Origin of the sequence: Desemzia incerta, assembly GCF_900115825.1 — a bacterium.
Taxonomy (GTDB): domain Bacteria; phylum Bacillota; class Bacilli; order Lactobacillales; family Carnobacteriaceae; genus Desemzia; species Desemzia incerta.
In genome coordinates this window covers 122,253-146,346 of the sequence record NZ_FOXW01000003.1, presented here as the reverse complement: position 1 = coordinate 146,346, position 24,094 = coordinate 122,253, and the positions used below count along the sequence as shown (strand labels likewise).

Sequence of the window (24,094 nt, the reverse complement as noted above, 5' to 3'; positions counted from 1 at the left end):
TTTTAACGAATCGTCCATTAAAACGCACGAAGAAAAATAGCTGGAGAAGATTTCACCTTAAATGTAATCATCCATGTATTGATCTAACAATTCAATAACAGGTTCTCTTCCATAATCTTGGATAAAGTCATTGAACAGTCCTAAGAAAATGCTGCCTTTTTTAGCTGTTCCTTCGCTTTCGTCTTCAAAGTAACGGATAAAGTAAGTACGGTAATCCTGGTAGCCGTCTACAAATCCTAAACTCTTAATGAATCGGTTTTCTTCCACTTCCGCATCCAAATCTTGTTCCAATTTTTTGATCTCTTCAGATTGGTCAACGATCATTTGAGCCAATTCTTCTTTTGATAAATGAGTTAATGTAGTAAAATCCATGTGTTTATCTCCTTGCTGTTTCTTCTTTTAATTGAGTTTCAAACTGACTCATACTGCGATTAGCACGCCCTAATAGTACCAGAAACAATTGCTTCTCGTCAGTAGGCCAACCCCTTAAAATATACCCCAATTGTTGTTCAATCTCGAACAGAAGGGTGTTTGTCAATGTAAGGGCTTCTTCCGTCAAAGATAAATAAGAAAAACGTTTGTCGCTGCCAACCTCTTTCAAGAGCCAGCCTTTTTTGCCTAATGCATTAACTTGACGACTTAAAGTAGACTTATCTAATGACGTAATGGCAGTCAATTCTTTCAGTGTCTTTTTTTCGTCTTTAATCGTTTTCATAATTAAAAAAGCAGATTGATTGACACTATGTTTAGAAAGAACTGTGTGCATCAATTTACCATAATGATTGTGAAATTCTTCCATTTTGACCAATAAATCATGACTAGAAACTTCGTAATCCATTTAGTTGACCACCCTTTCGATAAAACGCATATATACGCTATTTGTATGTAGCAACTATATAGGATTTAAAAGTTAAAAGCAATATTTATCCAGAGTAAAATCAACTATTTTATGTAACTCCTGACAGCACTTAAGGAACCCGACTTCATAGAGTCGAATTCCTTGAGTGGTTTCCATTATTTAATTGTTGCATCCTTCAATCACTGCAATAACTTGCGTTTAACCTAACAGCATTTCATTTGAAAATTGATTTCCAGCTGTAGCTTTCTGGAATAATTCCATAACATCTTGAACAGTCAGTTGTGCCTTTTCTTCGCCGCTGACATCAACAACTACTTGTCCTCTATTCATCATAATCATTCGATTGCCGTAATATAATGCGTCTTGCATATTGTGAGTGATCATTAATGTCGGCAATTGTTCTTGTTCAACGATCTGATTGGTCAAAGATAAAATTGTCTCAGCTGTTTTAGGGTCTAAAGCAGCTGTGTGTTCGTCAAGCAACAGCAATTCTGGACGTTTCATCGTAGCCATTAATAACGTGATCGATTGTCTCTGCCCTCCAGACAACAACCCCATTTCTGCCGTCAAACGATTTTCCAGTCCTAATCCAAGCGGCTCTAATAATGATTTAAAATAGTCTTGTTCTTTAGCGGAAGAACCAAATTTAAGGGTTCTGCGCTGTCCCCTTCTTAACGCAATAGCGAGATTTTCTCCCACTGTCATACGAGGTGCTGTTCCCATCAAAGGATCCTGGAACACTCTGCCGACTCTTCCAGCTCTTCGCTCTTCTTTCAGCTTCGTTACATCGTCATCGTTGATGTTGATTTGTCCGGAATCAACTAAAACATTTCCAGCAATACTATTCAGCAAAGTCGATTTACCGGATCCGTTTCCACCAATGATCGTAATGAAATCTCCTTTATTTACATCTAGAGATAAAGCTTTTAACACGTGGTTTTCATTTGCGGTTCCTTTTTGAAAGGTCTTGGAAATTTCTTTTAAACTTAATACAGGCTGATCAGTCATTACTCTACACGCTCCTTTCCAATGAAGAAGTTCAATTTTAATGCCGTGCGGATACTTGGTAATGCTAAACAAATCGCTAACAAAATTGCGGAGATCAATTTCAAGTCATTCGGGTTCAAGCCAATCAAAATAACTAATAAAATAATCAATCGGTAAACGATCGCTCCTAGGATGACACAGATCAAACGGTTGATAAAGGTCAAATTACCAAAAACCACTTCGCCTATGATAACAGCGGCTAAACCAATAACGATGGTCCCAATGCCCATACTGATATCTGCGTAACCATTGTCTTGAGCAATCAATCCACCAGCCATAGCGATGATTCCGTTAGAAAGCATCAACCCCATAATTTTAGTGCGATTAGTAGGGATTCCCATTGCACGAGCCATTTTTTCATTATCTCCAGTTGCAATGACTGCTTGTCCAAGTTCTGTTTTAAAGAACAAAGCTAGCAGCATGATCATGATGACAACGATCGCCAACCCTAAAAATATAGCATCGAATTGATTGGGTAAATTTAAAGATTTAAAAATATCTGTTACACGTGTCTGTCCCAATAAACTTAAATTAGCTCGATTCATAATGCGCAGATTAATAGAATACAAACCCGTCATCGTTAAGATTCCGGCTAGTAAACCTGGAACATTTCCTTTAGTGATCAAAAATCCAGTAATGGATCCCGCCAGCATGCCGACTAAAAAGCTGATAAAAGTGGCTAGAAATGGATTCATTCCATTAATGATCAGTTGAGTAGTGATGGCTGCACCTAGTGGAAAGGAACCTTCAGCCGTCATGTCTGGTAAATTCAAAATACGATAAGTAATAAAAATGCCTAATGCCATTGTTCCCCACAAGAGACCTTGCGAGGTGGCCGTTACGATTAAGTCCATGTATGATTCCCTCGTTTCGCTTTTTTAGTCTATGTTGACTGCTTGTTCTAAGATGCTTTGCGGAATAGTAATGCCTAACTCTGCAGCTTTTTCTTGGTTGATAAAAATATCTCCTTGTTCCAAATACTGAATCGGACTCGTTGCGGGCTCGATTTCGCCTTTCAGAATGGCTGCGGTCATTTCACCAGCCAATTTGCCCAGTTCATACTGATTCAATCCTACAGTCGCCAATCCTCCTTGCTCTACCATCGTATCTACAGCTGGAATAATCGGAATCCCTTCAGCATCTGTCGCTGACACGAGTGTATTCATTGCACTTGCAATCGTGTTGTCGGTCGGAACCCATATAGCATCCACTTGAGAAGCCAAAGCAGCACCGATTTGAGCAACATCATTTGTGGAAGACACGGTCATGGTCGTTGTTTCAAAACCGAGTTCTTTTGCCAGTTCTTCAGCTTGTTTCCCTTGAACGATTGAGTTGTCTTCACTGGAAGAATACAAAATACCAATATTTTTGGCGTCTGGCAGCAAATCTTTCAATAAATTCAGTTGCTCTTTTATTGGAGTTGCATCACTGACACCAGTAATATTTCCACCTGGTTGTTCATTACTGGCCACTAAATTAGACGCTTCTGGATCCGTAATAGCGCCTAAAACGATTGGAATATCAGAAGAAGCATTTGCCAATGCTTGAGCAGCTGGTGTGGCGATGCCGATCATGATATCCGCATCTCGACTCACAAATCGAGTGCTCATTGAATTTAAGTTGCTTTGGTCTCCTTGAGCATTTTGGAAATCTAAGATCATGGTTTCCCCATCTACAAATCCTTCCTCGTTCAATGCATCAATGATCCCTTGTGAGATTAAATCTAAAGCGGGATGACTCGTTAGTTGCAATAGTCCTACTACTGGCAAATCTTTTTGTGCTGTCTCCGTCGTGGAACGTACATCGGAAATAAAAGCATAAGTTAATAAAATCGTTAAGATAGCGATGAAGCCAATCATTTTTTTCATGTCATTTCCTCCTTTAAATGTAATACGCTAGTACATCAACTCGGCTTCGCCATCGTTTAGTCAGCTTGATCATGTGTTATCCCCCTTCAAATAAATAAAAAAAAGAAACAGTCTTCGCCTAGGCGCGGGACTGTTTCTTGACAAACAAAAACCCGTATAGAATAAGATTACTCTATGCGGGTATGCTTTGATCGTAGACTCAAATAAACCAACATAGATACAAGTTCAGTTCACTGAAGGTTGTATCTATGATTTTTCATAAATCAACCTATCTATTTTGGCTTTGCCAATCCATATGTAATTGTTGGACAGTGCGATAGTGTTGGTTCATGTTGAATCTCCTCTTCGTTAAAATGATAGTAAATCAATAGTACGCTTCCAGTGAATAACTGTCAAGCCCAAAATCAACCATTTTTTGATCAATGATAAAAACAGACCGTTCTCTCTTTAACCGGTTGTAATGGCCGATTAGTCTGACCAATGACTTTTTCAAATGCTTTAACAAAGTCAGTCGGTAAAGAAATAGGCTGTTTCATAACGATCCACGTGACTGGTCCCATTGTTGGCGGTGTCGTCAGTGATCCGCTGTAATGATAAAAAGATGAATCGTCAGGAATCAATACATTTAAATCCAGATTAAGCGTGTAGTGTTTTTTTAGTGAGTCTTCTTTCAAAAATCGATTGTACAAATCTCCTGATAAAGGCGATACAGCACCGTAATCAGATTGTCCCATGACACCGCACACCAATAATTGATCATCGTCAGAACGATACACAAAATGGATCTCCATTTCGAAAGAATGGTCATCTATTATATGTTCGCTTGGTAAATGTGCATGGATGTCTTGTAATACGTACATTTTATCCTGGAAAACTACAGAAGCTTCGTTGCCTTCTGCTGGTGATAAATGGACCGTATGATTGAAAAAGTCAGTTTTTATTTTGACTTTTTCTTTTTTAAATAAAATCGTATCGTCTTTTTTAGGTTCTTGACGAGTTGCTGCTGTGTTCAAAGAGATAGGAGATTGCCATGAGGCTTCCTCTTCTGCCCTTTTAAAATCTGTACATAATCGGCTCCAATACTCTGGGCCATTTTGTCCTTGGTAACTCCATTCCATTTTTTACACCTCTTTTTTGTTAAAACAAGGAATATTGTACCCAATATGCCCTACTGATTTCAAGTGATTTGACTTTACGGTTAAAAAACAAAGCGGCTTCGCTGTTTTTGAGGCATTAAAAATGATATAATCTTTAATAGACAACTTATCTCCCGCAGTAAGGTCAGATAAGAATGAATAGTCAGAAAGAAGGGATACACATGTCATTTGATGGTGTTTTTACCCATGCAATGGTCGCTGAATTAAAAGAGGCTTTAGTGAATGGAAGAGTCTCAAAAATTCATCAACCTTACCAAAATGAATTGATCCTCGCTATACGAGCGAATGGAAAGAACCAAAAAGTACTTTTATCGGCACACCCTAGCTATGCCCGTATTCAATTGACGAGCATTCCTTATGAAAACCCGGATACGCCTCCTCAGTTTTGTATGATGGCGCGCAAGCATCTAGAAGGGGCCGTACTAGAAAACATCGAGCAAGTCGAAAATGATCGGATCATCAAATTTCTTTTCAAAAGTCGCGATGAGATTGGAGATATCCAAAATGTGATGCTGGTTGTGGAATTAATGGGAAGACACAGCAATATTTTCATTATCGAACAAGACACGATGCGCATTTTAGATGCGATCAAACACATTCCCAGCAGTCAGAATTCTTACCGCTTGATCATGCCAGGCACTACTTATATTGAACCGCCTCATCAAGATAAATTGAATCCATTTGAGGTGTCTAAAGAAAAATTCCCAACCGACTTAGGAATGGCTGAAGAATTAACGATCGAAAAAAGTATCCAACGTCATTTTCAAGGAATCGGTACAGATACAGCTAAAGAATTAGCTCATCTAGCTCAAAATGACCGTACTCAATTGCCAGATAGTTTCTTGAGTTTCTTTCACACGATCAAAGACTATCAGCTGCAACCGACAAAAACGACTGTTGACAACAAAGAGTGGTTTACACCAGTGCCTTATGCTTCTTTGAATGGTGCTGAAACCCACTTCTCTTCTCTTAGTGAATTGCTGGATGACATTTATCGCAATAAAGCCGAAAAAGATCGTGTAAAACAACAAGCCGCGAACTTGTTCCATGTGCTACAGACTGAAACTTCACGAAACAAGAAAAAATTGACCAAATTGCAGCGCACCTTAGATGAAACTGAGCAAGCTGATGAGTACCGCATAAAAGGCGAAATCCTCACTGCTTACTTGCATGAATTAACAAAAGGGCAAGAATCGGTCGAACTGCAAAACTTCTATAACGACAATGAGCCGATAACGATTACGCTGGATCCGAGAAAAACACCTTCTCAAAATGCGCAAAAATACTTTTCAAAATATCAGAAATTAAAAAATGCCGTTATTTTTGTCACGGAACAACTTAAACAAACGCGTGAAGAAATCGACTATTTAGAATCTATTACGACTCAATTGGAATTAGCTACTCCAAAAGACGTTGCTGAGATTCGTGAAGAATTGATCCAACAAGGCTACTTGAAGAAGAAAACGAAAAAGAAACAAAAAAACCAAAAAGCCAGCAAACCGGATCAGTACAAATCCACTGACGGAACAACCATCTTAGTAGGAAAAAACAATCTTCAAAATGATCAATTGACCCTGAAAACAGCTCGCAAAACGGATATTTGGCTGCATACGAAAGATATTCCTGGTTCACATGTCATCATTCAAGACAGCGATCCAAGCGAAGAAACGCTCTTAGAAGCAGCCAACATTGCAGCTTACTTCTCCAAATCTAGATTATCCGCTTCTGTTCCAGTAGACTATGTGGACGTTAAAAAAATCCGCAAGCCAAATGGAGCTAAACCTGGTTTCGTGATTTATGAAGGACAACAGACTCTTTACGTCACTCCAGACGAAGATCTGGTTGAACGCTTAAAAGTATCGTCTTAAACGGGTATACACCAAAAATACACTCAATGGAATTTAATCATTGAGCGTCTCTTTGGGTATATCTGTAAGCCTGAAAGCACTCTACTTGATAACCTGCTCTTATTTTAGGTGCTACTTGTTAAGTAGAAGCGCTCTACTTGATAAGCCGCTCTTATTTTAGGTGTCACTTATCTAGTAGAACCCCCGTATTTGATAACCTGCTGCAATTTCAACCATCACTTAGCAACTAAAAATCTTTATTCAAATAAACAACCCCGACCTCATCACCGATAGAAGTGATGAGGCCGGGGTTGTTTATTGTATTCTTTTTAGTAATCAGGTCTTAGTTAGCTAGTTTTTGAATCAAGACATGATTTTCTCCGTCCACTTCTTCTACGGCCACTTTCACTTGTTCATCCAATGACGTAGGAATGTTTTTACCAACAAAATCAGCACGTATAGGCAATTCTCTATGTCCTCTGTCGATCAAGACAGCTAACAAGATTTTTTGAGGACGAGCGATATCCATTAAAGCGTCTAAAGCTGCACGGACGGTTCTTCCAGTATAAAGAACGTCATCCACTAAGACTACTTGTTTCCCTTCAATAGAAACGGGCATAGAAGCTCCCTTCACTTCAGGATCAGTGTCTCGACTGGTGTGGACATCATCTCTGTATAACGAGATATCCAATTCTCCAACCGGTATTTCTACGCCTTCTAATTGTTGCAGTTTTTCAGCGATACGTTGAGCGATAAAAATCCCTCTTGTTTTGATACCGACTAAAACGATATTGTCGACCCCTTTATTGCGTTCAATGATTTCATAAGAAATCCGCGTCAAAGCTCGACCCATCGCAGCACCATCTACTACTTCTACTTCAGACTGATAAGCCATCGTATTCCTCCGTTCTTTTGCGTATTAATAACTATTACTCTGAAATATTGCGCAATTTATTGAGAGTTTCTTCAAATATCTCAGGAATCTCTTTTTCAAATACCATCATTTCATTATTTTTAGGATGTTTGAAGCCTAATTTTTTTGCATGTAAAAATTGACCGTTTCCTGGTAATGTTTTACGAGGTCCGTATACAGGATCTCCAGCGACTGGATAGCCAATGTATTTCATGTGTACACGAATCTGGTGTGTACGTCCTGTTTCCAAAGTTAAAGAAACTAAAGTAAAGTCTTTGAAACGTTCTAAAACTCTAAAATGCGTCACAGCGTCTCTTCCGCCATCAACGATATCTTGTTTTTTACGGTCTAATTTTGAACGGCCAAGTGGAGCATCGATCGTTCCTTTTTCATGAGGAATGACTCCGTGCACTAAAGCAACGTATTCACGAATACTCGTTTTGTCTTTCAATTGTGCCGCTAATTTTTCATGCGCCAAGTCGTTTTTTGCGACCATCAGCAGCCCAGAAGTATCTTTATCGATTCTGTGTACGATTCCTGGACGGATTTTTCCATTGATTCCTGACAAATCATGGATATGGTACAACAAAGCATTTACTAAAGTTCCGTTTGGATGACCTGCTGAAGGGTGAACAACCATTCCTTGAGGTTTATTGATCACGACCACATCTTGATCTTGGTATACGATTTCCAATGGAATATTTTCTGCTACTACATCTAATTCTTGCAATTCAGGTTCAGTAATTTTGATTTCATCGCCTGCTTGAACTTTGTAATTCGTTTTGACGGCTTCATCATTCACCAATACGTATCCATCTTTGATCCACAACTGAATCGCTGAACGTGTTTTGTCGGGAATGATCTCAGCTAATACCTTGTCGATTCTTCCCTTTTGCTGCTTTATTGTAATTTCGTATTCATTTGACATGCTTGTAAACTCCTTTTTTAGTTAACCCGTTTGTTTTTTCTTTTTCTCTTTTCTTTCGCCTGCAAAGACATAAATTACCAATAACACGACTCCCACGGATAATAAACTATCTGCAAGATTGAATATCGGAAAATTAATGAACTCCAATTTGACCATATCAACGACATACTGCAATCTCAAGCGATCAATAAAGTTTCCAATCGTACCAGCTAGAATAAAGGTCAGCGCCCATGAGAATAAGCGGTCGCCTTTTCCATACTTCTGCATGTTATAAACCAACACTACAAGAACGACTGATGTTACGATATAAAAGAACCACATTTGTCCTTCTAATATACTCCATGCAGCACCATCATTCTGAATATAGGTCCATGACAATACACCTGGAATGAATTCAATCGTTTCATACAACGCAATATTATCAACAGTAAGTATTTTTGTCCATTGATCTAAGCCCACCATCAAAACAGCTAAGATATAATATATATACATTTCAAACCCTCACTCCACTCTCTAATCATAACACATTCCTATTTTACATGATTCTGAAGGTAAGAGACAGTTTTATTTTTAAAACCCCTTATGAATAGCCTTTCATTTTATGGCATAAATATGAGAACTTCTCCAAAAAACAGCTTTTCCTTTGGTGATGAGAAAAGCGTTTGCTATAATTAGACCAAGTTCGTTTTCAACGAATGAAACATACGTCAAGTCATAAAGGGAGTTAAACAATGAAAAAATTACTTAGCGCTGCAGGTTTACTGGGAATCAGTACTGCTCTAGCAGGCTGCGATACTGGCTTTGCACAAGCCGAAGACATTACTGCTCAAATTGAAACAGAAGAAAGTACGATTGTAGAAAAATTGAATGCCATTACTTCCAAAGAGGCTTCCGTACAAAGTGAATTTGAAAAAACATTGACGGAAGATGAAGAATTGAGCACATTAAAAGACGGCTCAGCTTCTATCTTTGAAAATATTGAGACTCGTCAAACCGATTTAGACAGCTTGAAAGAATCTAGTGAAAACTTAAAAACTCATTTGGATGAATTGACTAAAATCGACAACGAAGAGTTGCCTGATGAAGAACTGACTGCTGTGGAAGATAATCTAAAAACCGTTAAAAGTACCTTGGATCAATTTATTGAACAATACAATGGTTCTTTAGAAGAACAAGAAAAATACTTCCAATCCCTCACTGCAGAAGATGCGACTTATCAAACTCTAGAGTCCGGCATTGAGCAAATCAATGGAAGTCACGCAGGAACGAATGATTTATTGATTCAATTAGATGACCAATTGGTCCAGTTACAAACTTCTCGTACTGAAGCAACTGCTGCTTTAGAAGAATCACAAAAATAAACCGATCAGGAGGCTGAAAGATGAAACACAAATTAGTAGCTTTTGCATTATTCAGCACCGTCCTACTGGCAGGGTGCAACCAAGAAACGGCTGAAGAAACTGACACATCTTCTTCTGTTGCTTCAAGTGAAGTCGCAGAACAAGAAAGCTCATCGGAATCAACAGCTGAATCAGAATCAGAAGAGCCAGTTGAAGAAGATGTAGAGTATCGTTACCAAGTGAATCAAACCAATTATGCTATTGAACCGATTGCTGAAGCAGCTGGAGAAGAAAAAGTCGCTCTATTGACGTTCGATGATGCACCTGACGAATACAGCGTGGAGATCGCGCACAAATTGAAAGAAATCGATGCACCTGCCATATTCTTCGTAAATGGGATGTACATAGAATCTGACGAAGGAAAAGAAGCATTAAAAGAAATATATGAATTAGGATTTGAGATTGGCAACCATACTCAAACGCATCAAAACTTACAGACGATTTCGCCTGAGGAACAAGAAGCTGAAATCCTAGAGACTAGTCAATTGATTGAAGAAGTCACTGGTCAAAAACCGCGCTTCTTCCGTGCCCCTCATGGTGCGAATACAGATGTTTCCAGAGAAATCGTTGAAGCAGAAAACATGACGTTGATGAATTGGACGTTTGGATATGATTTCCAACCCGGTTACCAAGATGCTGAATCATTGATCGACATTACATTGAATACTGAATTATTGTACAACGGAGCCAATATTTTAATGCATGATAGAGAATGGACAAATGAAGCAATCCTTCCGATCATTGAAGGCCTAGAAGAAAAAGGCTACAGTTTTGTAGACCCTACATTAATTGCTTCACCAGAAAGCGAGGAAGAGTAAGATGAAAAAACACCGTTTAAAATGGTTTATTCCAGTTTCTGCTGCGTTGTTGATGGCTGCTTTTTCGACTGAAGCAACTGCAGAAGAAAAATCTGAAACACAATTATTAACGATCCACAATGAATCTTTATTGACGATTCCTGAGAAGTTTCCTAGCCAATTCGCTTACGATAGTGGGATTAATATTGCTTATCCCGAAGATGGCGTTAAAGGGATTTATTTGACGGGTCATTCGGCAGGCGGTGCCCGCTTAGCAGACTTGACTAAGTTATTGAATGACACCGAGTTGAACGCAATGGTTATTGATGTGAAAGATGATTTCGGGGATATGACATTTGATTTGAAATCTGATAACCCATTGATCAAAGAAAATACTCAAAATTACGTTTCTGATCCTGCTCAAATGATGAAGCATATGGAAGAACACCAAATCTACCCTATCGCTCGTGTAGTAGTGTTTAAAGATACCCGTTTAGCAGAAGCTCTTCCAGAATTGAGTTTCACGCATGAAGACGGTTCAGTATGGAAAAACGGACGTGGAGAAAGTTTTGTTAATCCGTTCTCTCAAGAAGTTTGGGAATACAACGTAGAGATCGCTAAACAAGCTGCCAAAATGGGATTCAAAGAAATCCAATTTGACTATGTCCGTTTCCCTGAAGGTTTCGAGACTCGTTCTGATGAACTGAAGTATACTTACGGCGGTTATCAAGAAAAAGGGCTGGATGATATTCAACAACGTGTAGAAGCTGTAACCGACTTTGTGAAATACGCTAAAAAAGAATTGGAACCTTATGGCGTAGACGTTTCTGTAGATATTTTCGGATACTCTGCTACTGTTCCTGAAGCACCAGGAATAGGACAAAACTTCTCTAAGATCTCAGAAAATGTAGACGTGATTTCTTCAATGATCTATCCAAGTCACTGGGGTTCATATTTCGGAATCGCTAAACCCGATCTGGAACCGTATAAGCTGGTTTCCGAATACATGAAAGTCGAAAATGACGTATTAGGCAAATTAGATACCCCTCCTCAATCTCGTCCATGGCTGCAAGATTTCACAGCTTCTTATTTAGGAGCGGGAAACTACAGAGAATATGGACCAGCGGAAATCGAAGCTCAAATCAAAGCCTTGAAAGAAGCCGGTGTCAATGAGTTCTTATTATGGGACGCAGGCAACACTTACACTAGAGATGTTAATTACGATTTAGAATAACCATACAAAAAGAGACTGGGAAAATAATTTTTCTCAGCCTCTTTTTATTTATATTCAATTCTCTTTCACGTTCCATCACTACTTTACTACGTGTTTAGGATGGATAGTGTTACTTTCTACTTCTGTATCAAAAGACAAAAGCTCTCATTAATTCTGCAATAACAAATCCAGATATTATTCCTCCTATCATAACCCGCCAATTTTCTTTTAAAAATTTTTTCATATGTATCCTCCTCCAGTTTTTACCTAGCTTAAAAATAACACAAAACATCTAATCCTCTCAGGAACGTGTCCTATATGACAAAATAGACAATGATCAGCAACTTGATATTTAAGTTGCTGATCGTTGTCTTATGTGAGATTGTAGGTTTTTGAAAAACTATTTTCTTAACTTCTCGTTACTTTTGAAATCATTTCACTTCTACTACGCTTGCGTTGTCCAACAAGCATAAATAAACGGCTGTGACGGGTTTGTCTAGGATGGATTCTAAGGCAGACTTATACAAAAGCAATTGCCCTTTGTATTTGTTGAGCATCTCTTCTTCTGCTCGTTCTTTAAACCGCTCTAAACGGTCAGTTTTGTAATCGAACAAGACTACATAGTCAGAATATTCGATGTATCCATCAATGATCCCATGTATCAGAACCTTATCTTTCACACTATCATCCATATCGGAAAAAATAGATGACGCACTCATCAATAAAGAAAAGACTTTTTCTCTCTTAACGTATTCGGCATCTTTCACAATCAATTCCCCGACTGGTGTAGTGAAAAAGGCGACGATTTTTTCGGCTTCGATTCGTTTTGCGGTCTCTTCTTGCAGCAATCCTCTCTCGATTAGTTCAGCAATCAACGTACGAACAGATTCAAGCGTCGGTGTTTGGTGCAAATCGATCGATTGCAGCACCAAGTGAGTCGCTGTCCCGATCTCCACACTTGTTGGAGCTGTCGTTTCCGTTAAGAAAGTGGGTCTTCTCAATTTGTCTTCTGTATACCGATTTTGATTTCTGGGTTGACTGATATCGATTTTCGCCAGTTGCCCTTCATGAGGCTCTTCAAACATACGCTTAATTTCAGATACAGATTGATAACTCGTCGTATGAGTTGCAGCTTGATGAGCGTACTTATGCTCCAATAGTCGTTTGACTTCCTTAAACTCTTGATGCAAAGGATCACTCAGTTCTACAACTGGAGCGGCTTCTAATTGCTCCAACCATTTTACAGCATCAAAATCTACTTCTAATGCTTCATTTTGCTGAAGCAGTTCTTTTTCATTCGTAAAATGAACACTGAATGAAGCAGGATGTTTTTGTACTTCTCCATTTTTAGCCGTAATGTGCAAGAAATCGTTCTGGCTGTTTGGATGACGGACGATCGCCAACCCAATCCATTTCATCAGACTATTGGCTGTTAAGCGCAAGTCGCTCGGCAATACGGTTTGTTGATGAGAGCTGACGACGCCCCAATCTTTCCAAGCGGCTTCTTCATTTTTATAGGAACCGACTAAATACAGTTTTTCTTCTGCTCGAGTCAAGGCTACATATAATTTACGCATTTCTTCCGCCAATAATTTTTTCTTTTTCTCAACTTTAAGAACTGTTTCTGGAAGAGTAGTAAAACGGACTCTCTTTTGCAAGTCTTTGTACTCTGTTCCTACTCCCAAATGTTCATTGAACACATAACTGTTCATCGTATCTTGCAAGTTGAACCTCTTCGTCAAATCTAAAACAAAAACCACTGGAAATTCCAATCCTTTACTCGCATGGATCGTCATGATCCGAACGGCGTTCTCATCTTCAGAAAGAGCGGTTGGTTCAGCCAAGTCTTTATCTTTTTGCTGCATTTTTTCGATAAAACGGACAAATTGGAACAATCCTTTAAAGCTGGTCTGTTCGTAACTAGCTGCTCGTTCGTATAACGCATGCAAATTGGCTTTCCGCTGTCTTCCGGAAGCCATTCCACCGACATAATCCAAGAAGTCCGTTTCTTGATAAATACTCCAAATCAGCGTCACGATAGATCCCCTGCGAGCAATTTCTCTCCACGTATTCATTCGCTCTAAAAACAAACCGATTTTTTCATACAGTCGATCTGTAAAAGAGGTTTCTTTCGTCGTTCCCGGGTATTCACGGTAAAACGTCAAAACGGCATCATAGTAGTCACCCGTTTTCTTCGTGATCCGGATATACGCCATTTCCCTTTCGTTCAGTCCTACTAGAGGTGAACGCAGCACACTAGCCAGTGGAATATCTTGATACGGATTATCAATGACTTTCAACAACGACATCATGATCGTCACTTCAGTCGTCTGGAAATAATTTTGTGTATCATTGACCAGTAAAGGAATGCCTAATTGTTTAAACAAAGCTTGAACGGTCGCGTTGTTTTTCTTAGTCGGTGTCAATAGCACGATATCTGAATACTGGATCGGACGATGAGTTTTATTCTTTTTATCGTAAATTGGGAATCCTTCATCAATCAGCGATTTGATTTTTTGTCCGACCATCATCAATTCGCCTTCTGTTTTTGTTTCAATTCCGAACTCGTCCATCTCTTCTTCCAGTTCTGTTTCGTCTTCGGTTTCCTTTTCAAAAATAAGAATTTCGGGCTGATGAGTTTGGGAAGCAGGAAAATCAGTAAATCCTTGGACCAATTTGGCCGCTTCATCGTATTCCATTTGTCCAACCGATTTATCCATCAATTGTATGAACAATAAGTTGATGAATTGAAGGACTTCTCCTCTGGAACGGAAATTATCTGCCAAGATGATCCGCTCACCGTCTTGGTTGTTTCCATAAGATTCGTATTTTTTCAAAAACAATCCAGGGTCAGCTAGACGGAACGAATAAATGGATTGTTTGACATCCCCCACCATAAAGAAATTACCGTGATCTGTTTCTTGCTGAGTCAGCCAGTACAATATATTCTCTTGCAGTTGGTTGACGTCTTGGTACTCATCTACCATCACTTCTTTAAACTTCTCTCTATAATGCATACTCGCTTCAGTCGGAGTCCATGTCCCCTCATCAAATTGTGCTAAGATATTTAACGTCAAATGTTCCAAGTCATTAAAATCGAGCAAGTTCCGTTCTCTTTTTCTAGCTGTATAAGCTGTAGAAAATAGTTGCGTGACTCGGCTCATCTCTTTGATCAAAGGCACGGTTTTGTGCATCAACTCGATTTGATCTGCCAGAGGTGCTGAAAAATACTCATCTTTCATTGTTTGATACCGTTTCTTATTCTGATCGCGAATTGACTTCATGTCTTGTGCGACTTCTTTGATTTCTTCATCGGCATTCTTTTTAGGACTTTTCCATCGAGCAAATTCAAATGAACGCATCGACTGATAGATCGCTTCGACATTCCCTTCATTCAGCAAGCGCAGCAATTCAGCAATATGATTGCCTTCTGCTTCCAATAGTTCTTTATTGGCGATAAGGTCGTCACTGTTCTCGCCCATACTGATTGCGTAGTTGTATTGTTCTTCCAGCCCAACTAAGATTTCTCTGATTTGAGGTTTGAGCAAGTCAGTAAATAACGTACTGGTTGTAAAAGAAGCTTCATCGACTTCATATAAGTCTCCTAAATGTTCCAGCCATAATTCCGGATTAGGATTGGCACGAGAAAATTCAAACAATGAAAAGACTAGATCTTGTAGTCCGCTGTCGGTACGGTCATTTGAATACGTACTCGTCAATGTCTTGAATAAACTGTCTTCTTCGCCATATAATTCTTCTCTGACATCGTTCCATACATCTTCTTGCAGTAAGACGATCTCAGTCGAGTCGGTCAGCAAACGAAAGACAGGATCCAAATCGATCAAGTAGTAGTATCGGCGGATGACTTGCAAACAAAATGAGTGAATCGTACTGATCGAAGCTTGAGACAGCATCGGGATTTGTTTGACGAGATGTCTTTTTTGACTAATCAAACTTTCACCAGTGATTGCTTTTTGTAAAGCAGATTGGATACGCTCTTTCATTTCTCGAGCTGCTGCATCTGTATAAGTAACAATCAGCAATTCGTCCACATTTGTTCCTGCTTTGACTTTTTCGATTACTCGTTCAACTAAAACGGTCGTTTTCCCAGAGCCGGCTGAAGCAGAGACCAATAAATTGGTCCCAGAATCGTAAACGGCTTGCCATTGATCATCTGTAAAACGACTATTTTCAGGTTTTAAGGGTAACTCTCTCATCTTACAGCAGTCCTCCTTCTCGTTTCATGCGTTCCAGTATCTCTTCCATACTTAATTTTTCCATTCGACGGTATTTATTTTCCGTATACAAAGCAGCATCGAAGAACGAAACAGCTTTTAAGGGACCGTTCACCGAAGAGATAAACGAACTTTTCTCTTTGATTGGACTCAACCGCGTGTCTCCTTTGATGATATTGTTTCCGGCTTCAATGATTTTTCGTTTATTGAAGTTCAGTAACGTCTCAATATCATCCAGGGTCACAAACTTGTTGGACTTCATTGTCCCTTTAGCCAATTGTTCAAATGGATAGATCAGCGATTTTTTCTTCGGTTCAACCGTCAGATCCAACGCATCCAGCATGTCTTCATCATCCAATAAAAACCCGTCCATTTTATACAGCTTCAATAAAGATTCTCGGTACGAATCTTCATCGCTGAACGTTCCTTCTTTAAGGAATGGATTCTGCACTTGCAGGTAAAAAGCACCAGCTGGAACAGCTTTCTTGCCGATCAATTCATCGGAGTGTTCTACGGCAATATCTAAATACGTCAGCATTTGCATGGCTAATCCGTAGTAAGCATCAATAAAACTAAACGAGTGTTTACTGGATTTGTAATCGACTACAGACAAGTAATGCTTGTTGTTGATCTCCATCGCATCCACTCGGTCGATTTTCCCTCTCAAATGCAGTTCTCCGCCATTATCCAATGGGAAAACATGCCCTTCGATCCCTTTTTGAGCAGCAATTCGCCCAAACAGCACTTCTGTTTTCGCATTTTCCATATTGGTCCGTCTACTTTGATGTTGAATCGCCCATGCTACTCGCTTGATGGTTTTGGCTAATTGCTCGCGAATGTAATGCATACGGTTAGACGCAGATAAAATCTGGTATTTGCTTTTAGAAACTAGAGATTCCAATACTTCTTCTGTCAATCGCTCCAAAGCTTGATTATCCAGTTGGTCAAATGTCACATCTCGGTCGATCAGCGTTTTGAACAGCAAATCCAAGGCTTCATGGAAGTATTCTCCCGTTCCTGCCGGTGATAATTCGAAGACATTCCGTTCTCGTAGCTTCAATCCATACGTCAAAAAGTGAGAAAACGGATCTGCATAATACGATTCAAGTTGAGAAACGGATAAATACAGGTCTTTTCCATATAATTTTTCTGCCAGATCTTCTGTCAATGGAATCGGGATATTTTTTTGACGCAAGCTCGCCACAAGACGCTTGAATCGATTAGCTGTGCGGTCATTATTTTTAAAGTACAAGTACAACATTTTCCAAAACGGATGTAAATCATCTTGGCTGTCTTGTGCTTTTCTCAATACCATTAAAAGTTGTCCCATAGTTGCTTCTCGTGAACCGATAAAAGACAGCACCGTTTCTTTGGTCAATTCTGTCAGTGAAGTAATATCCGCTTGTTTCGGTTGGATCTTCAATGAAAAATGATCCGCGATCCGCTGAACATATGGAGACAGTTTTGGACTTTCTTTTGCTTCGCTGCTGGTTGGGTAAGTCAAATACAACTTGTCTGAAGAATCAAGAAAGGCTTGGTACGCAATAAAAGGTTCCGCAGCCATTTGAGATTCAACAGATGGTTTCAAGTATTTCTCTTCCGTTGCGAGATAGCCTTCAATCAGCGAACGGTCTTCTTCTGTCAGCATCGTCTTGTTTTCTGCTTTGATCGGCAAATTGACATTAGTCATTCCGAGAATGAACGTCACTTTAGCCGTACCAATCCTAGTTCCGGCTAACCCTGAAAAGATTACTTGATCGATCGTCGGAGGGACAATGCTGTAAGAAGCATTCTCAAACCCAGTAATCAAGATCATGCGGAAGCTTTCTTCGTCAAATTCTTGCTCGCCTAGCACTTCCACGTATTCATCTAACATCTCGGTAAACACTTGCCACACTTGTTCGTGTCTTCGTGCCCCTTCCAAATCCTCTTGTTCGATCAATTGGTCACGCCAGAACAACAGTTGTTCCGGAACACCATTAGACTCTAAAAATTGATAAAGAATACGGGCAGCATCCATACTGGTCTCAGCTTTATCCAGACGTTTAAAAAACGGAACCAATGTATGGTTTAAAAAATCTTTGATTTGATTGGCTGTCTGCTCAAAAATAACGTCTGCATCTGATTGGAAATCCGTTTCGTCATAATGGAACCGGGTATATTTCCATGGGTCTTTTTTCGTCCAATGGTACCCTTCGTATCCATACGCCAAAACGACATTTTCTGTAATATCTACTGCATCTCTATATTGCTGCGCATGTTTTATGAATTGTTTCGTGCGTACCAGACGATCAGTAGTCAATGGCGCTGTAAAAGCCGGCAAGAACAATTCCGTTCTTAAAAAGCGCATCACATCTGAATAACGCCAATTGTTCTTTTTGATCGCGAATAAAGCGTCTAATAATTCACTCAATGGATGGTGAGACATGACTTCTGCACTATCAAAAAACATTTCAATATGATGCTTGTCAAATGTTGGTTCCAGAAGCGTACGGTATTCTTCTGGGTTACGCGCCAAAACTAGAATGTCTTTGTAGCGGTATTTCCCGCTGGCGACCAATTTGATGATTTCAGTAGCCACATGATTGACTTCTGCTTGTTTGTTTTCCGCTCCCCATACTTCGATACACTCGCCCATCGTAGAATGGTCTGCTATCTGTTTTGATTGAACAGGAGACAATTCGTTGCTTTCCACCCAATATTCTTCTAACTGATTGAGTTCTCCGCAATAGTGATTGTTTTTTGAAGAGATGATGTTGTCTAAGTAAACTTTAATCCCGTTAGTACGGGCAGCTTGGTAGATTTTGTAATACGTCGTTCCCGTAACTCGAAACAAACTTAACAAATCTGGTTTTTCAGTTGGATAGGGCTTGTCTAACGTCAATGCTATCGTCACTTTCTTGGCTTGTTGCATCAGAGCCAAGATCAGTTCTTGTTCTTGAGCTGTAAATTGGTAAAATCCTTCGATATAAACATAGGTGTCTGACATATCCATGGTACGGACTTTGTCAATAAGTGCTGTGATCACATCTTCTGACTCGATGTATTTGCCTTTGACTGCTTCTCCATATGCTTGGTAAATTAACGAGATATCTTGCAGTTTTAACTTAAAGTCAGCTTCTTGAAGTGTTTCGCCTAATAAATGCACCATTTGGGCTAAATCTTCTGTTGAGATACGTCCGCTGCGCAACTCAAAAAACAAATCACTCAGTTTTTGGATAAATCCGTTTTTCCGTACTTCGCCTCTATAAATAGTTAACTGTTCTTCATATTGCAGCAATAATTTTCTTAACAGCATTGATAATCCTGTTTGTGTCAGTTGTGGTCGTGCATACAGATCTGAATCTTGCAATAAAAACCAAGCTAAACGACTGAAACTGAGGACTTGGACGTCCATCATTCCCAGCAATTCTTGGCGATTAAATGGTTCTCTTTCCCCTAATTCTTTTAAGACCGTCATTTCAGCGTCAAACTTGATGTGTTCCGGCACAAGATAAAACACTTGTGTTTCTCTATTTTCACTTAACAGCTCCGAAATTTCATCCAACATGCCATCTCGTTTATCTGTATTGGCTCTTCCTAATCTAAATTGTAATCCCACGAATTTCACCGCCTATTTTTTGACTATTCTTTCTCTATTTTACCATATATCCAACTGTCTAATAACTAAAGAGAACGAAAAAAACAGAACACTTGTCCGCTTTTTTCGTTCTCTAATTTATCTTAATTGAGCGTAAGCTAAACTCCCTACCATAATCAGGAAGCCTATCCCATAAACAAATTTGAAGGTTGCTCGCTTAGTTTTGTGTCGATACCGTTTCATACCGAGTAGACCGCCTAAACCTCCGCCAGCTGAACCCAGCAGCAACAAACTTTTTTCGGAAATCCGCCATTGATTCCGTTGGGCTCTTTTTTTATCGATGCCCATTAGAATAAATAGCCATACATTCACCAAAAGGAAATAAAACACTAAGAGCATGTTCTATGCTCCTTTAGCAGCGTTCAATTGAGCAATAGCCACGATGACATCGGTAGCTTTTTCCATACTTTCAACCGCTACGAATTCGTAACGACCGTGGAAGTTTTCTCCACCGGCAAAGATATTTGGTGTAGGAAGACCCATGAAAGAAATTTTCGAGCCGTCTGTTCCGCCACGAATCGGTTCGATAACCGGTTCGATGTTCAAGAATTCCATCGCTTCTTTAGCCAACTCGATCGGACGCATATCTTTTTCGATGATTTCACCCATATTGTAGTATTGATCTTTCAAGACCACTTGGATGCGATCGCTGTCTAATGTCTCATTCATTTCTTTTGCGATTTGTTCAATCGTTGATTTGCGTTCTTCAAATTTTGCTCTGTCGTGATCACGAATGATGTAAGACAACTGAGCTTGTTCTTCTTCTCCAGAGATGTTTAGTAAGTGATAGAAACCTTCACGGCCTTCAGTTTTCTCTGGAACTTCATCTTGAGGCAATTTAGCATCAAAAGCCATCGCCAATTTGATGGCATTCACCATTTTTCCTTTAGCCGTACCTGGGTGGACGTTTTTCCCTTGGATCGTAACGATTGCTGAAGCTGCATTAAAGCTTTCAAATTCCAGCTCTCCTACTGGACCGCCATCCATCGTATACGCAAAGTCAGCGTCAAACTCTTCTACATCAAATAAGTCCGCTCCGATTCCGATTTCTTCATCGGGTCCAAACCCTACACGAATCTTTCCGTGTTTGATGTTCTCATCGTTGATCAATGTTTCCATAGCGGTCACGATTTCAGCGATACCTGATTTGTCATCAGAACCTAGTAAAGTAGTGCCGTCTGTTGTGATCAATGTTTGGCCAACATAATTTTTCAAGTTGGGGAAATCTTCTGGAGAAAGTACAATATTTTCTGCTTCGTTTAAAACGATTGCTTCTCCATCGTAGTTCTCGTGGAATTGCGGAGATACATTCTCTGCATTGAAATCAGCTGTATCCATATGCGCAATAAATCCGATCGTAGGAACGTCTTCATCGACATTACTTGGAACGGTAGCTGTTACAAAACCGTTTTTAGTGTTGAAAGAAACATCAGACAAGCCGATTTCTTTCAACTCTTCCATCAATTTTTCAGCAAATTCTACTTGTGACTGTGTACTTGGAATCGTTGTACTAGTTTCGTCTGAACGAGTTTCCATTTTGACATAGCGGATAAAACGTGGGATTAGATTTTCATACATGTGCATTAACTTCCTTCCATTGCGGTAATGATGATTCTTATTAGAATATTATCTCTTACTATAGTCCTTTTGTGCAAGTACTAGTCTACAAAAATTTAAACGGATCTGTATTCAAAGAGGAAGAGACGATTTCTACATCCCAATCCAATTCGGATTTCCATTCTGTAAACAACTCGACCAGCTTCGGTTTGCAAATTTGTTCAATGTGGTGTCCTGGATCTATAACAGAAAGGCCGTCTGCTTCCATATCATGTCCAACGTGGTAATACACGTCTCCAGTGATGTAGACATCCGCTTGTTTTTTGAGTGCGTCGGCATAAAACTTGCCGCCATCACCTCCACAAACGGCTACTCGTTGGATGAGCTGGTTTTCATCACCCGTGATATAGCGCAGTCCCTCTACTTGGAACGTTTCTTTCATCTTTTGAGCAAAATCAATGAATGTCATCGGTTCTGCTAGATTTCCTACACGGCCTAACCCAAAACTGTCGTATAAATTTTCGATCGTGTATAGATCATAAGCCGGTTCTTCATAAGGATGAGCTTGAATCAGCGCTTGTTCTACGGCTTTCACTAAACGATTCGGCACGACAACTTCTACTTTTAATTCCGTCACTTCTTCCGCTTCATTGACATCCCCAATGGTTGGATACGCCCCTTTTATCGGCGTGAATCTTCCCGTTCCTTTAATCGTGTAGCTGCAATCGACGTAATTCGTTCCGATTTGTCCAGCTCCAGCAGCTGTTAAAGCATCTCGTACTTCAGCAGCGTTTTCAACTGGCACCATCACAGCCAATTTTTTATAATACTCCCTTGTCGTTTCTGTCATTACTTCTGTGTCGGATAAACCGATTGCTTCTGCCAACCAGTCGTTCATCCCGTTTTCTGTAATGTCCAAATTGGTGTGTGCTGCATAAACCGTAATGTCATGCTTGATTAAATCATGGAACATCTTGTTTTGCGGAATATCACTCGTCAAATTTTTTAAAGGACGGAAAATCGGCGGATGATGTGCAAAAATAAAATCCACTCCGTTTTCAATCGCTTCTGCCACCACTTCAGGACGCACATCTAATGTGACCATCATTTTCGAAACTGGCTTGTCTAACGTTCCAACTGCCAAGCCGATTGGGTCTCCCTCTTCAGCTAAATGAGACGGTGCAAATGCTTCGAATTTTTGTACAAGTTCTTTTCCAGTTATTCTCATGCCTTTAACAACTCCTCTATTTGTTGAATTGTCTCTTTCACGATTTTAAGTTTTTCTGTCTGATCTGACTTTGATTGCTCAAGACTGGTTTGGATATACTGATTTTTCTGCAATTCTTGTTGCCATTTCTTTTTGAACAATGGCGTTTGATCCTCTTTTAATAAAAATCCGAATTGCAAATCAGCTTCTGTTGCCTCTACAGGCTGATCGCTCTTCTCAGCAACCATAATCTCATACAGTTTATGATTTTCTTCCAATAAGTCTTCAGCAACGATTTTGTAATCATGTTCGACCAACCATTTGCGCAAAGTATATTCTCCAACATTCGGCTGCAACAATAAACGTTCTTTTCCACTCAATTTCCCGGCGTTGAAACCTTTATCTAAAATAGACGCAATCAAGCTGCCGCCCATTCCGCAGATCGAGATGGCTGTAATATTATCTTCCAACTCTACGACGTCCAGTCCGTCTCCAAAACGAACATCGATTTTATTTTCAAATCCCAATTCAGAAACATGCGATTTAGCAGATTGATAAGGTCCATCCACTACTTCTCCTGCTATCGCATAGTCAATCGTTCCATTCAAGACTAATGCACTAGGCAAATAAGCATGGTCTGAACCGATGTCTGCCAAACGATCATTTTTTCTGACATAGTTTGCGACTTTTTCCAGACGCAAAGACAAATTTTTTTCATCCATATCAACAACGTTCCTCCACGTACAATTTCTTTAAATTACTCTTCCAAGAATCCTTCATCCATCAAGTAGCCTTCAGCTGCCTCTTTAGATTTGAAGATGCCTTCGATTTGTCCGTTCTCAACGAGTACAGCCCACATAGGGTGATCATACTGCAAAATCAATTTTTCGCCGTAATGATTGGTCCATAATTCTTGGTATCCCACTTCATAGCCGTTTTCTTTTTTCTTCAAATACTCTAAAGCTTTATCTACTAGGTCTCTGATTTCCGCTTCAGAAGCTTCTAAAACAGAAATATACCCTTCTTTTTCCGTTTCTTCTTTAGGCATGTACCCTGCATAAATCAAGGCATTGCCATTTGGGTGTAAGAAACGTACGACCATCGTTTTGGCAATAGCACTTCCTTCAAAATGATAATTCACTCGGTTCATGGATACAGGTGTAGCTGTTAGTTCTGGGTAGCTGTCAAAAATAGCCTTTTTTTCTTCAAATGATAACATGTAATTGCTCCTCACTCATACTTTCGTTCCTTTTCAGTATAGCAGTTTTTCAGTGAAATTACTTAGATAAGTATGATTTTTTAGTTAGATATCCTTTACGAATAAACATGTGGACGAGTATTATATGATGGTCTTAAACCGATTATAAAATCTAAGACTATTGATTAGTGTTCTGTAAACGGATAAAATAACGAGAAGGCAATAAAA

The 24,094-nt window shown here is 39.5% G+C and carries 20 protein-coding genes; 4 read left to right on the top strand and 16 right to left on the bottom strand.

Annotation, left to right across the window (positions count from 1 at the left end):
• Positions 1–57 precede the first annotated feature (57 nt).
• The 6 genes from BM137_RS04900 to BM137_RS04875 all read right to left on the bottom strand — a co-directional run bounded on the left by BM137_RS04900 (position 58) and on the right by BM137_RS04875 (position 4,892).
• The gene (locus BM137_RS04900) at positions 58–372 is read right to left on the bottom strand and encodes a hypothetical protein (protein ID WP_092480046.1); all 315 of its coding nucleotides are present in this window, start codon (positions 370–372) and stop codon (positions 58–60) included.
• A 4-nt stretch (positions 373–376) separates the two neighbouring features.
• Complete coding sequence (locus BM137_RS04895) at positions 377–838, bottom strand: MarR family winged helix-turn-helix transcriptional regulator (RefSeq protein WP_092480045.1); 462 nt, start codon at positions 836–838, stop codon at positions 377–379.
• Positions 839–1,057: 219 nt separating this feature from the next.
• Positions 1,058–1,867 (bottom strand): ABC transporter ATP-binding protein, encoded by an 810-nt coding sequence (locus BM137_RS04890; RefSeq protein ID WP_092480044.1) that lies wholly within the window; start codon positions 1,865–1,867, stop codon positions 1,058–1,060.
• On the bottom strand, positions 1,867–2,760 hold the full coding sequence (locus BM137_RS04885; RefSeq protein ID WP_092480043.1) for an ABC transporter permease: 894 nt from the start codon (positions 2,758–2,760) through the stop codon (positions 1,867–1,869). The genes BM137_RS04890 and BM137_RS04885 overlap by 1 nt, the downstream gene beginning before the upstream one ends.
• 24 nt (positions 2,761–2,784) lie before the next feature.
• Positions 2,785–3,774, bottom strand: a complete 990-nt coding sequence (gene trpX / locus BM137_RS04880; RefSeq protein WP_092480042.1) for a tryptophan ABC transporter substrate-binding protein — start codon at positions 3,772–3,774, stop codon at positions 2,785–2,787.
• A gap of 419 nt (positions 3,775–4,193) precedes the next feature.
• On the bottom strand, positions 4,194–4,892 hold the full coding sequence (locus tag BM137_RS04875; RefSeq protein WP_092480041.1) for a carbonic anhydrase family protein: 699 nt from the start codon (positions 4,890–4,892) through the stop codon (positions 4,194–4,196).
• Positions 4,893–5,092: 200 nt separating this feature from the next.
• Between BM137_RS04875 and BM137_RS04870 the strand changes: the two genes are divergently transcribed.
• Positions 5,093–6,799: an NFACT RNA binding domain-containing protein gene (locus BM137_RS04870; RefSeq protein WP_092480040.1), complete on the top strand. Its 1,707-nt coding sequence runs from the start codon at positions 5,093–5,095 to the stop codon at positions 6,797–6,799.
• A 322-nt stretch (positions 6,800–7,121) separates the two neighbouring features.
• Here the strand turns inward: BM137_RS04870 and pyrR are convergent, their stop codons facing one another.
• Genes pyrR through lspA form a run of 3 tightly spaced genes read right to left on the bottom strand, consistent with a single transcriptional unit; the run spans position 7,122 to position 9,111 of the window.
• The gene (gene pyrR / locus BM137_RS04865; protein WP_092480039.1) at positions 7,122–7,673 is read right to left on the bottom strand and encodes a bifunctional pyr operon transcriptional regulator/uracil phosphoribosyltransferase PyrR; all 552 of its coding nucleotides are present in this window, start codon (positions 7,671–7,673) and stop codon (positions 7,122–7,124) included.
• A gap of 34 nt (positions 7,674–7,707) precedes the next feature.
• On the bottom strand, positions 7,708–8,619 hold the full coding sequence (locus BM137_RS04860; RefSeq protein WP_092480038.1) for an RluA family pseudouridine synthase: 912 nt from the start codon (positions 8,617–8,619) through the stop codon (positions 7,708–7,710).
• A gap of 21 nt (positions 8,620–8,640) precedes the next feature.
• Positions 8,641–9,111 carry a signal peptidase II gene (gene lspA, locus BM137_RS04855; protein ID WP_092480037.1) on the bottom strand — a complete coding sequence of 157 codons (471 nt, stop codon included), beginning with the start codon at positions 9,109–9,111 and terminating at the stop codon, positions 8,641–8,643.
• Positions 9,112–9,350: 239 nt separating this feature from the next.
• Here lspA and BM137_RS04850 point away from each other — a divergent pair, with 239 nt between their 5' ends.
• From BM137_RS04850 to BM137_RS04840, 3 genes are read left to right on the top strand one after another with little or no spacing between them, the layout of a single operon-like run.
• Entirely contained in the window at positions 9,351–9,980 is a 630-nt protein-coding gene (locus tag BM137_RS04850) for a YkyA family protein (protein WP_092480036.1), read from the top strand.
• Between the two features lie 20 nt (positions 9,981–10,000).
• Complete coding sequence (locus BM137_RS04845) at positions 10,001–10,837, top strand: polysaccharide deacetylase family protein (RefSeq protein WP_092480035.1); 837 nt, start codon at positions 10,001–10,003, stop codon at positions 10,835–10,837.
• 1 nt (position 10,838) lies between these two features.
• Positions 10,839–12,050, top strand: a complete 1,212-nt coding sequence (locus tag BM137_RS04840) for a putative glycoside hydrolase (RefSeq protein WP_092480034.1) — start codon at positions 10,839–10,841, stop codon at positions 12,048–12,050.
• A gap of 410 nt (positions 12,051–12,460) precedes the next feature.
• Here BM137_RS04840 and addA read toward each other — a convergent pair whose 3' ends face one another.
• From addA to BM137_RS04805, 7 genes are all read right to left on the bottom strand, one after another.
• The gene (gene addA / locus BM137_RS04835) at positions 12,461–16,246 is read right to left on the bottom strand and encodes a helicase-exonuclease AddAB subunit AddA (protein WP_092480033.1); all 3,786 of its coding nucleotides are present in this window, start codon (positions 16,244–16,246) and stop codon (positions 12,461–12,463) included.
• Between the two features lies 1 nt (position 16,247).
• Positions 16,248–19,865, bottom strand: a complete 3,618-nt coding sequence (locus tag BM137_RS04830) for a PD-(D/E)XK nuclease family protein (RefSeq protein WP_092480032.1) — start codon at positions 19,863–19,865, stop codon at positions 16,248–16,250.
• 117 nt (positions 19,866–19,982) lie between these two features.
• Entirely contained in the window at positions 19,983–20,243 is a 261-nt protein-coding gene (locus BM137_RS04825; protein ID WP_092480031.1) for a DUF1294 domain-containing protein, read from the bottom strand.
• Between the two features lie 3 nt (positions 20,244–20,246).
• Positions 20,247–21,482 (bottom strand): peptidase T, encoded by a 1,236-nt coding sequence (gene pepT, locus BM137_RS04820; RefSeq protein ID WP_092480030.1) that lies wholly within the window; start codon positions 21,480–21,482, stop codon positions 20,247–20,249.
• A gap of 85 nt (positions 21,483–21,567) precedes the next feature.
• Positions 21,568–22,689, bottom strand: a complete 1,122-nt coding sequence (locus tag BM137_RS04815) for a Nif3-like dinuclear metal center hexameric protein (protein ID WP_092480029.1) — start codon at positions 22,687–22,689, stop codon at positions 21,568–21,570.
• Complete coding sequence (locus BM137_RS04810; RefSeq protein WP_092480028.1) at positions 22,686–23,390, bottom strand: tRNA (adenine(22)-N(1))-methyltransferase; 705 nt, start codon at positions 23,388–23,390, stop codon at positions 22,686–22,688. Before BM137_RS04810 ends, BM137_RS04815 begins: the two co-directional genes overlap by 4 nt.
• Positions 23,391–23,425: 35 nt before the next feature.
• Positions 23,426–23,887: a hypothetical protein gene (locus BM137_RS04805; protein ID WP_092480027.1), complete on the bottom strand. Its 462-nt coding sequence runs from the start codon at positions 23,885–23,887 to the stop codon at positions 23,426–23,428.
• Between the last annotated feature and the right edge of the window lie 207 nt (positions 23,888–24,094).

What these genes read in the sequence shown, in the direction of transcription:
- BM137_RS04900 (WP_092480046.1), bottom strand. Translation starts at nt 372, where the DNA reads ATGGATTTTACTACATTAACTCATTTATCAAAAGAAGAATTGGCTCAA.
- BM137_RS04895 (WP_092480045.1), bottom strand. Translation starts at nt 838, where the DNA reads ATGGATTACGAAGTTTCTAGTCATGATTTATTGGTCAAAATGGAAGAA.
- BM137_RS04890 (WP_092480044.1), bottom strand. Translation starts at nt 1,867, where the DNA reads ATGACTGATCAGCCTGTATTAAGTTTAAAAGAAATTTCCAAGACCTTT.
- BM137_RS04885 (WP_092480043.1), bottom strand. Translation starts at nt 2,760, where the DNA reads ATGGACTTAATCGTAACGGCCACCTCGCAAGGTCTCTTGTGGGGAACA.
- trpX (WP_092480042.1), bottom strand. Translation starts at nt 3,774, where the DNA reads ATGAAAAAAATGATTGGCTTCATCGCTATCTTAACGATTTTATTAACT.
- BM137_RS04875 (WP_092480041.1), bottom strand. Translation starts at nt 4,892, where the DNA reads ATGGAATGGAGTTACCAAGGACAAAATGGCCCAGAGTATTGGAGCCGA.
- BM137_RS04870 (WP_092480040.1), top strand. Translation starts at nt 5,093, where the DNA reads ATGTCATTTGATGGTGTTTTTACCCATGCAATGGTCGCTGAATTAAAA.
- pyrR (WP_092480039.1), bottom strand. Translation starts at nt 7,673, where the DNA reads ATGGCTTATCAGTCTGAAGTAGAAGTAGTAGATGGTGCTGCGATGGGT.
- BM137_RS04860 (WP_092480038.1), bottom strand. Translation starts at nt 8,619, where the DNA reads ATGTCAAATGAATACGAAATTACAATAAAGCAGCAAAAGGGAAGAATC.
- lspA (WP_092480037.1), bottom strand. Translation starts at nt 9,111, where the DNA reads ATGTATATATATTATATCTTAGCTGTTTTGATGGTGGGCTTAGATCAA.
- BM137_RS04850 (WP_092480036.1), top strand. Translation starts at nt 9,351, where the DNA reads ATGAAAAAATTACTTAGCGCTGCAGGTTTACTGGGAATCAGTACTGCT.
- BM137_RS04845 (WP_092480035.1), top strand. Translation starts at nt 10,001, where the DNA reads ATGAAACACAAATTAGTAGCTTTTGCATTATTCAGCACCGTCCTACTG.
- BM137_RS04840 (WP_092480034.1), top strand. Translation starts at nt 10,839, where the DNA reads ATGAAAAAACACCGTTTAAAATGGTTTATTCCAGTTTCTGCTGCGTTG.
- addA (WP_092480033.1), bottom strand. Translation starts at nt 16,246, where the DNA reads ATGAGAGAGTTACCCTTAAAACCTGAAAATAGTCGTTTTACAGATGAT.
- BM137_RS04825 (WP_092480031.1), bottom strand. Translation starts at nt 20,243, where the DNA reads ATGCTCTTAGTGTTTTATTTCCTTTTGGTGAATGTATGGCTATTTATT.
- pepT (WP_092480030.1), bottom strand. Translation starts at nt 21,482, where the DNA reads ATGTATGAAAATCTAATCCCACGTTTTATCCGCTATGTCAAAATGGAA.
- BM137_RS04815 (WP_092480029.1), bottom strand. Translation starts at nt 22,689, where the DNA reads ATGAGAATAACTGGAAAAGAACTTGTACAAAAATTCGAAGCATTTGCA.
- BM137_RS04810 (WP_092480028.1), bottom strand. Translation starts at nt 23,390, where the DNA reads ATGGATGAAAAAAATTTGTCTTTGCGTCTGGAAAAAGTCGCAAACTAT.
- BM137_RS04805 (WP_092480027.1), bottom strand. Translation starts at nt 23,887, where the DNA reads ATGTTATCATTTGAAGAAAAAAAGGCTATTTTTGACAGCTACCCAGAA.